General features: G+C 35.6%; 8 protein-coding genes. All 8 read left to right on the forward strand.

Annotation, left to right across the window (positions count from 1 at the left end; translation table 11 throughout):
- A partial coding sequence (locus AA81_RS03620) for an ABC transporter substrate-binding protein (protein ID WP_103898233.1) occupies positions 1–1,129 on the forward strand: 1,129 nt, incomplete at its 5' end.
- A 95-nt stretch (positions 1,130–1,224) separates the two neighbouring features.
- The gene (locus AA81_RS03625) at positions 1,225–2,235 is read left to right on the forward strand and encodes an ABC transporter permease (protein WP_103064629.1); all 1,011 of its coding nucleotides are present in this window, start codon (positions 1,225–1,227) and stop codon (positions 2,233–2,235) included.
- Position 2,236: 1 nt separating this feature from the next.
- Positions 2,237–3,070: an ABC transporter permease gene (locus tag AA81_RS03630; protein WP_103898234.1), complete on the forward strand. Its 834-nt coding sequence runs from the start codon at positions 2,237–2,239 to the stop codon at positions 3,068–3,070.
- Positions 3,070–4,095: an ABC transporter ATP-binding protein gene (locus tag AA81_RS03635; protein WP_103076673.1), complete on the forward strand. Its 1,026-nt coding sequence runs from the start codon at positions 3,070–3,072 to the stop codon at positions 4,093–4,095. Before AA81_RS03630 ends, AA81_RS03635 begins: the two co-directional genes overlap by 1 nt.
- On the forward strand, positions 4,088–4,894 hold the full coding sequence (locus AA81_RS03640) for an ABC transporter ATP-binding protein (protein ID WP_103078372.1): 807 nt from the start codon (positions 4,088–4,090) through the stop codon (positions 4,892–4,894). Before AA81_RS03635 ends, AA81_RS03640 begins: the two co-directional genes overlap by 8 nt.
- A 101-nt stretch (positions 4,895–4,995) precedes the next feature.
- Entirely contained in the window at positions 4,996–6,336 is a 1,341-nt protein-coding gene (locus AA81_RS03645; RefSeq protein WP_103898235.1) for a GH1 family beta-glucosidase, read from the forward strand.
- 56 nt (positions 6,337–6,392) lie between these two features.
- On the forward strand, positions 6,393–8,663 hold the full coding sequence (locus tag AA81_RS03650) for a glycoside hydrolase family 3 C-terminal domain-containing protein (protein WP_103898236.1): 2,271 nt from the start codon (positions 6,393–6,395) through the stop codon (positions 8,661–8,663).
- Between the two features lie 79 nt (positions 8,664–8,742).
- Positions 8,743–9,864, forward strand: a 1,122-nt coding sequence (locus AA81_RS03655; RefSeq protein ID WP_146050335.1) for a HAMP domain-containing protein, incomplete at its 3' end; no start/stop codon positions are given.

Raw genomic sequence — 9,864 nt, forward strand, 5'->3', positions numbered from 1 at the left:
CTCTGGTCCATACAAAGTATTTTATGAAAGTCCAGAAACTATAATTTTAGAAAGAGTAGATAACTATTGGGGAAACGAAGCTTTACACGGTGGGAAAAAACCCGCAGCCAAATATATAGTGCATCCTATTTTCAAAAGTAACGACGAAGGTAGTTTGGCTTTTGAAAACGGCGAAGTAGACGTTTCTCAACAATTCACGCCAAGAATATGGGAAATGTGGGAAGAGAAAGGTCTTCCTGTTGGTACATGGTATGACGAAATCCCTTATTATATGCCTGGACAAATGCCTTCGTTGTGGTTTAACGTAAACAAATATCCTCTTAGTTTGCCTGAAGTTAGAAAAGCTATTGCATATTCGGTAAATTACGCAAGAATTTCCGAACTTGCTATGTCCAATTATTCTCCTAAGGTTCAAGCTAGTCTTATAATGCCATATGGTGGAGAAGCAAAATACTTTAATGAAAACTTGGTAAAACAATACGGTTGGGAATACAATCCAAAAGAAGCTATTAGGATATTAGAAGAAGATCTAGGAGCAACAAAAGGTAAAGATGGAATATACGTTCTGCCTGATGGGACAAGGTTAGGCCCATTTACAGTAGAATGCCCATATGGTTGGACAGACTGGAATGCTTCTTTACAAATCGTGGCACAGTCTGCAAGAGCAGTAGGTATAGACATTCAAACATCTTTCCCTGATGCACCTATAGCCTATGATAACAGACAAACAGGTAACTTTGATATGACGATGTGGGCACCTTCACAACCTGGACCTGCTCAACCCTGGTTGAGATTCCAAATAGCTCTTTATTCAAAAGGTGTTCCCGAAGTTGGACAGATTGCATACAGTAACTTTGGAAGATATAAAAATGAATGGGCTGATCAACTCATCGATATGATTCCAAAAGTTACGGATGAAAAAGAATTAAAGAACCTCTATACAGAGTTAGATCAACTATATAGAGAAGATATACCGATGTTCCCATTAATGTATAGGCCTCAGACATTTTACGAATACAATGAAACCTACTGGACAGGTTGGGCAAACGCAAAAAATCCATACGCACCACCGATGCCTTTGGTAGGTGCAGGGATGGAAATGTTGTGGCATTTAGAACCTGCCAAATAAAGTTTTTACTAACTATTGATTTAGCCAAGAGTTCGTGGGGGGGAAGTTTTAGCCCCCATGAACTCTTTTAAATATACCTTCGAGAGGTGAAGTATGTGAAAGGATTTACGAGGTATTTTTTTCAAAAGCTTTTTTGGTATCTACTAGCTTTTTTCTTGGCTTTATTTTTAAATTTTTTCTTACCAAGACTCATCCCAGGAGATCCTATTTCAGTTATAGTAAGTAAAATGATGTCTGGAACCGTAGCAAGTGAGACGCAAGAAAGAGTCTATCAATCTTTCATGGAAGAGTTTGGATTGGACAAACCTTTACCTATCCAATTTTTTAACTACATAGGAAATGTTTTTAGAGGTGATTTAGGAACGTCGTTCAGTTTGTACCCTCTTTCTGTTAATGAAGTTTTGGGAAATGCTATTGTATGGACTATTTTTTTACAATTTCCTGCAATAATTGTAGGTTGGATATTAGGGAACTTACTGGGAGCTGCTGCCGCTTACAGAAAAGGGGTTTTCGACAAAACTATTTTCCCAGTAGCGCTGTTCGTTAATTCTATCCCTTATTATGCTTTGGCAATCATATTACTATACGTTTTTGGAGTTTTCTTGGGATGGTTCCCAATTGGCGGGGGTTACAGCAGAACATTGATCCCATCTTGGAGTTGGACCTTTGCAATTGATGTTTTACACCATTACTTTTTACCCTTTATTTCCATCGTTTTAGTAACAATAGGGGGACAAGCCATAGGTATGAGAGAGATGTCAATATATGAATTAAATACAGATTACGTTACCTACAGTAAGATGTTAGGTATTAAAGATAAGAAGATTCAAAGCTATGTCTTCAAAAATGCAGTTCTTCCTCAAATAACAGGACTTGCAATAAGTTTAGGCACTATGGTAGGGGGAGCTTTGATCACAGAGATAGTCTTTGGATACCCCGGAGTGGGAACATGGCTATTCAATGGAATAAGACAACTAGATTATCCAATGATACAAGGCTCAACGCTTATAATAGCATTGATGGTTTTAGTTGCTAATTTTATTTTGGATATGGTCTACGGACTAATAGATCCTAGAATTAAAGCTGCGCAAACGGAGGAGGGTTAATATGAATACCATAAAATTACTTTTGAAATCTCCAAAATTCTTAATAGGCTTTGGGCTTTTTATGTTTTTATTCCTAACTGCCTTCATATACCCTGCTGTTTCACCAAAAGATCCATTGGAGATGGTTGGATTTATGTACGAGCCCCCTTCCTCAACTTACTTGTTGGGAACAGATAACTTTGGAAGAGACGTATTTGTAGAGCTTATTCATGGGATGAAATCTTCATTGATCATAGGATTAATTTCAGGTGTCATTGCGACAACAATAGGTATAACTATAGGCCTTTTTGCCGGGTACAAAGGAGGAACCACTGATAACATATTAAATTCAATAACTAATATATTTTTAGTTATACCTCCATTCATAATACTGATATTGATAACGGTTAGTTTAAGAAGCAGGTCCCTGTTTGTTATGGGATTAGTATTAGGAATAACCTCTTGGCCATGGACCGCTCGTGCGGTAAGGGCGCAATCACTTAGTTTAAGAAACAGGGAACATGTTGATATAGCCAGGTTAAATGGTGCCAGTACCGTAGAAATTATAATACGCGAAATAATGCCTTATATCTTATCTTATATATTCATGGCATTTATCCTCCAAGTTGCCACTGGTATTTTAAACGAAGCAGGAATAAGTATGTTAGGACTGGGTCCAAGTAATATAGTTTCACTCGGTACAATGCTTTCATGGGCATTATTATTTGAGTCTGTTAGATCAGGTGCTTGGTGGGCTTTTATTCCTCCCGCAATAATTATTGCTTTAATAACATTTTCACTATATTTTATGAATTCGGGGATGGATGAATTATTCAATCCCAAACTTAGGAGTTGATGAGGTTGGAATCTAAAAAGGTTATTTTAGAAGTTAACAATCTTAAAACCTATTATCAAACAAGGTTAGGAGAAAAAATAAAAGCGGTTAACAGCGTTTCTTTTAACCTATATGAAGGAGAAATCTTGGGAATAGCAGGTGAATCAGGTTGTGGTAAATCTACTTTAGCAATGAGTTTATCAGGCTTATTTTTATCACCTTTGAAGTACGAAAGTGGATCAGTATTTTTAGACAATGAAAATATCATGCAAAAAAAAGAAAATGAGTTGAGAAGTAATATACTAGGGAAAAAATATTCGTATATCCCTCAAAGTGCCATGAATGCCTTGAATCCAACAATAAAAATCAAAAATTTTGTTATAGATCTACTGAAAGAACACGATCCTAATATGACAGAAAAAGAGATTTTAAATTTGGCAAAAGAACGTTTTGAATCTCTTTCTTTGCCCCCAAGAGTTTTAAACCTCTACCCTTTAGAACTTAGCGGTGGTATGAAACAAAGGGTAGTTGTCGCAATCTCCACAATAATGAACCCAGAAGTTGTAGTAGCAGATGAACCAACTTCTGCATTGGACGTTACTTCGCAAAAAATAGTAATTAAATTAATTAAAGATCTTTTTGATAAAAAAATAGTAAAAAGTATAATTTTTATAACTCACGAATTACCCATATTAAGACATATATGTGACCGTATCGCTGTAATGTACGCCGGAGAATTTGTAGAGATAGGAAATATGAAAGATGTAATCTTCGATCCTATTCATCCTTACTCACAAGCATTAATGCAGTCTATTTTAGTTCCTGAAAAAGGTATAAAAGGTAAAAAACTACCAAGTCTTCCTGGGTCACCACCTGATTTAAGGAAAATTCCAAAAGGATGTAGGTTCGCAGATAGATGTCCTTTGGCAATTGAAGATTGTAAAAAAGAAGATGTCACTTTAACTAAAGTAGGAGAAAGATCTGTAAGATGCATTAGAATAAACCATATTTTAACACAAGGAAAGAAGGTGACACCGTATGTCTAATCACTCAAGTGAAGATATAGTAAAAGTTGAGAATTTGACCAAAATATTTGGAAGTGGAAAAAAAGCTGTAAAAGCGGTAGATAACGTCACTTTTTCTATAAAAAAAGGGGAAATCGTCTCTCTTGTTGGACAAAGTGGAAGCGGAAAAACAACGGTAACTAGACTAATACTCAGGTTGTTAAAAGAAACAAAGGGAAAAATTATTTTTGAAGGTCAGGATATAACAGGTTTAACAGGGAAAGAAAAAAAGCTTTACTGGAAAAAAGTGCAAGCAATATTTCAAGATCCCTACGCCTCGTTCAATATATTTTCCCCGGTAAAAAAAGTTTTAATAGATGCTTTCAAGTTATTTGACAACAGCTTCACGAAACAAGAAAAAATGGCAAAGGTTTACGAAGCTTTGGAATCAGTTAATCTAAGACCTGAAGAAGTAGCAGATAAATATCCTTTTGAATTAAGCGGTGGTCAAAGGCAAAGGATAATGATAGCAAGGGCTCATTTGATAAAACCAAAATTACTTTTAGCTGACGAACCAACTTCTATGATCGATGCAAATTTAAGATCGGGGATTTTGGAGTTACTGTTAGGTTTAAGGGATACGGAAGGTACAACTATCATGTTCGTAACCCACGACCTTGGTTTGGCTTACTATGTCAGTGATAGACTTTTCATCATGCATGAAGGGAAAATAGTAGAAAGGGGAGATGCTGATAAAGTAATAACGCAACCCGAACACCCATATACAAAACAATTAATGATGGATGTACCAAAACTATCGGAAGAATGGATCTTAAAATAACATAGAATGAAATGTGGGTGGACTGCGGGGCGAAGGGGAGCTAAGGTAAGTTTTTGAGATTGTGAAAACAATAAAAACAACAACATAGGAGGAATAAAAATATGTCTGAAAAAGTTTTTCCAAAGGATTTCATGTGGGGAGCAGCTACTGCATCTTACCAAATAGAAGGTTCTCCTTTAGTAGATGGAGCTGGTTCTTCGATTTGGCATAGGTTTTCTCATACACCAGGAAATACATATAATGGAGACACTGGAGATGTTGCAGACGATCATTATAACAAGTACAAAGAAGATATTGCTTTAATGAAAGAGTTAGGATTAAAAGCGTACAGGTTTTCTATATCTTGGCCAAGAATTTTCCCATACGGTAAAGGTAAAATCAACGAAAAAGGTGTTGATTTTTACAATAGATTGGTTGATGAATTACTCAAAGCAAATATAACCCCTTTTGTTACATTGTATCATTGGGATCTACCTGCAGCTTTACAAGATCTGGGGGGTTGGACAAACAGAGACATCGCCTATTGGTACACCGATTACGCAGATTACATGTTTCAAAGATTTGGTGACAGAGTAAAAAATTGGATTACTTTAAACGAACCCTGGGTAATGGCGTTTGTTGGACATTTTATGGGTGAACATGCGCCTGGAATGAAAGACCTTTACGCCTCTTTCTCAGCTGTCCACAACCAGTTGCGAGCTCATTCAAAAACAGTTAAAGCGTTCAGAGAAGAAAATATCAAAGAAGGAAAAATTGGAATTACTTTATCAAATACTTCCCATGATCCCGCTGCGGATTCACAAGAAGATATAGATGCCGCACGGTTGGCACATGAATGGTCAAATTATCCATTGTTTTTGAATCCAATATACAAGGGTGACTATCCAAAGGGGATAAAAGAACATGCCTCTGAGTTTTTACCTCATAATTACGAAAATGATTTGGAAGAAATAAAAGAAAAAATCGATTTTGTAGGCATCAATTATTACTCTGGAGATCTTGTCAAGGCTGATACAAAATCATTTCTAGGTGGGAAAAACGTTGAAAGAGGTCTTCCAAAAACAGAAATGGGATGGGAGATTTACCCTGAAGGTTTCTACAAAATACTAAAAGGAGTTCAAGAAGAGTACAATCCAAAAGAAGTGTATGTAACTGAAAACGGTGCTGCTTTTGATGATAAAGTAGTCAACCAAGAGGTACACGATGAAAAAAGAATAGAGTATTTAAAGCAGCATCTTGAACAAGCATTAAAAGCGATTCAAAATGGAGTTACGCTAAAAGGATACTTCGCTTGGTCCTTATTAGACAATTTTGAATGGGCATGGGGCTATTCAAAGAGGTTTGGAATAGTGTACGTTGATTACAAAACTCAAAAAAGGATCATAAAAGATAGCGGTAAATGGTATTCACAGGTTATTAAGAATAATTCTTTTGAATTCTAATCTTGTTTTTAAAAGAATAGGCTTTTTTAATAGTAAACCAAAGGATGTGAAAAAATATGGAGAGAGACATAAAAAAGTTAATCTCTCAGATGACGCTTGAAGAAAAGGCAAGTTTATGTTCAGGCTTAGATAATTGGCACACCAAACCTATTGAAAGGTTAGGGATACCTTCAATTACGATGAGTGATGGACCTCATGGTTTAAGAAAAGAAGCTAACACCAATGACGAAGGTATGTTGAAAAACAGCGTACCCGCCACATGTTTCCCAACAGCCGCTACAGCAGCTTGTTCTTGGGATAGAAAATTAATAGAAGAAGAAGGAAAAGCCTTAGCTGAAGAATGTCAAGCCGAAGAAGTTGATATTATACTAGGCCCCGCTATTAACATTAAAAGGTCTCCATTGTGTGGAAGAAATTTCGAATACTTCTCTGAAGACCCATTCTTATCAACAGAGCTGGCTACAGCCTATATAAACGCTGTACAAAGTTATGGAGTAGGAACTTCTTTGAAACATTACGCTGCAAACAATCAAGAACACAGAAGAATGAGTGTAGATGAAGTAATAGATGAAAGAACCCTAAGAGAGATTTACTTAACAAATTTCGAAGGGGCGGTAAAAAACGGCAAGCCTTGGACAGTAATGTGTTCTTACAACAAAGTGAACGGTACGCATGCTTCTGAAAACAAATACTTATTGACAGATATACTGAAAAAAGAATGGAACTTCGAAGGATTCGTTGTATCCGATTGGGGGGCAGTAAACGAAAGGGTAGACGGATTAAAAGCAGGATTAGACTTAGAAATGCCTTCAAGCTTTGGAATAGGAGACAATAAAATCATACAAGCTGTAAAAAGCGGTCACTTAGAGGAGAAGGTATTGGATGAAACTGTAGAAAGACTCCTAAAAATCATTTTTAAAGCAATAGACAACAGGAAACAAAACGCAACATATGACAAAGAAGCTCATCATCAATTAGCAAGAAAGATCGCAAGAGAAAGCATGGTACTTTTGAAGAATGAAGACGATATACTTCCATTTAAAAAAGAAGTAACGATAGCCATAATTGGAGAATTTGCCACATCACCGAGATATCAGGGTGGTGGAAGTTCGCATGTAAACCCTATAAAAATAGATAATCTGTTAGAAGAGATAGAAAAAATAACTCAAGGAAAATCTAAAATTCTTTACGAAAAAGGATACCATCTTAACTCAGATGAAATCGATGAGGAACTTATAGAAAAGGCTAAAAGATCTGCAAAAGAATCTGACGTCGCTGTAATCATCGCAGGACTACCTGAAAGATACGAATCAGAAGGGTACGATAGAGAACATATGCAGATGCCCCAAAGCCAAAACAAGTTGATAGAAGAAATCACCAAGGTACAACCAAATACGGTGGTGGTATTAAGTAATGGTGCCCCAGTTGAAATGCCTTGGGTTGATAAAGTCAAAGGGCTACTAGAAAGTTACCTAGGAGGCCAAGCATGGGGAGGAGCTGTTGCAGATATCCTCTTTGGTGAAGTTAATCCTTCTGGGAAATTGGCAGAAACATTTCCAAAAAAACTCAGTCACAATCCTTCTTATCTAAACTTCCCAGGGGAAGACGATAGGGTTGAATACCGAGAAGGCGTATTTGTGGGGTACAGATATTATGATAAAAAACAAATAGATCCGTTATTTCCATTTGGATATGGATTAAGTTACACCAATTTTGAATATACCGACCTAACAATAGATAAAAGGGAAATAAACGATAACGAAACGTTGAACGTTAAAGTGAAAGTTAAAAATACAGGAAATATCAGAGGCAAAGAAATAATTCAATTGTATGTAAAAGACATAGAAAGCAAAGTAAATAGGCCAGAAAAAGAACTAAAGGGATTTGAAAAAATACAACTTGAACCCGGCGAAGAAAAAACTGTAATTTTTACCTTGGATAAAAGGGCGTTTGCTTATTACAACACAGAGATAAAGGATTGGTACGTAGAAAGTGGAGAGTTTGAACTATTGGTTGGAAAATCATCGAAAGATATAATATTAAAAGAAAAAGTAAAAGTCAACTCCACAAAAACAGTAAGAAACAAGTTCCATAGAAATTCCACGATTGGTGACCTAATGGAAGACCCTGTTGGCTCACGGATCTTAAAAGAACTAATGCAAGATCAGATTTCAGAAATTTTTCCAGTCGATGAACACAGAAATGAAGAGTTAGTTTTATCAATGATGAAGTATCTGCCTCTGAGAGGACTAATAAACTTTGGAAGAGGAAAATTCACTGAAGAAATGCTGGAAGAGCTTCTTAAAAAACTGAATCAACAGAGATAAAGAACTGTCGAGACGATCTCTAAGATCGTCTCTTTGCTTTGATCACTTATTTAAATAAAAAAGCGGAAGGTGATCTCTTATGAAATCAAGATCCATTGGCAAAAGAATAATAAGTATAGTAATAATCATATTCATATTGTTCGGCCTTTCTATAATTTTCAATACCACTTCTCTTACCAAATCAAATGCTGGTTTGGAATCTTATAAAAATTTGTCAGATCAAGTTAATAATATAACAGAAGTAGAAACAGCATTTTTTGAAGCTTCTTTGAATTTTAAAGATTATTTAGATAATTACGAAAAGAATTTCGAGAACGCCTTTAGAGATAATTTATCTAAAATAGAATCATATATGAACAATTTGCTTGACACCACGGAAGAATCTACCTCTTTAGTTTATATTAATGAATCTTTAAATACATATGAATTTAATTTCAATCAAATTGTACAATTAAATTCTCAGGCTAATACTTTTCTTTCGGAATACAATAAGCTAAGCGAATCATTTATTCAACAACTCAATGATTTCAATACTTTAACTAAACAATATAGTGTTTTGGCTTTTTCACTATTATCAGAAGATCCTGTTGTAACAGTGCAAAATATCAACGAAGAAGTTAAAAAATATTTCTCTTCTAAATCTTCAAGCGATAAAAACAATGTATTAAATATGTTCTCAACCTTTAAAGACAATTTAGCGTTTGTAGAATTTGGATTAACCAACGATGAACTTAAAAATGCTTTTTCTGAGCTAATGGAAAGCCTCAACAATTTAGAAAACACATTCAACCAAATAGTCACAGCGATAGAATCCCAAGAGCCTATAATCGAGCAGATGGAACAAGCAAGGGTAGAGATACTGAATCTATTAGAAGAACAAAGAAATAAATTAAAGGTCCAGCAAGACACGTTAGGTCCAACACTCATAGAAGAAAACAACCAAGCAATAACCTTGACAATCATCTTAACAGCAGTAGCTTTTGTAGTATCGATAATCATGGTCATCTATCTAATAAGAAGCATAACGAAACCACTATTAGACTTCAAAAACAAGATAAACCAATTCAAAGAAGGAGACTTAACGGTAAACTTTGAAAGTAAAAGCAAAGACGAGATAGGGCAGATGGCCAATGCTCTATCAGAAATGAGTAAAGAATTGAGAAGATCCATGGGGTCAATAAGGCAGGCATCAGACAAAGTA

This window comes from Petrotoga halophila DSM 16923 (genome assembly GCF_002924615.1).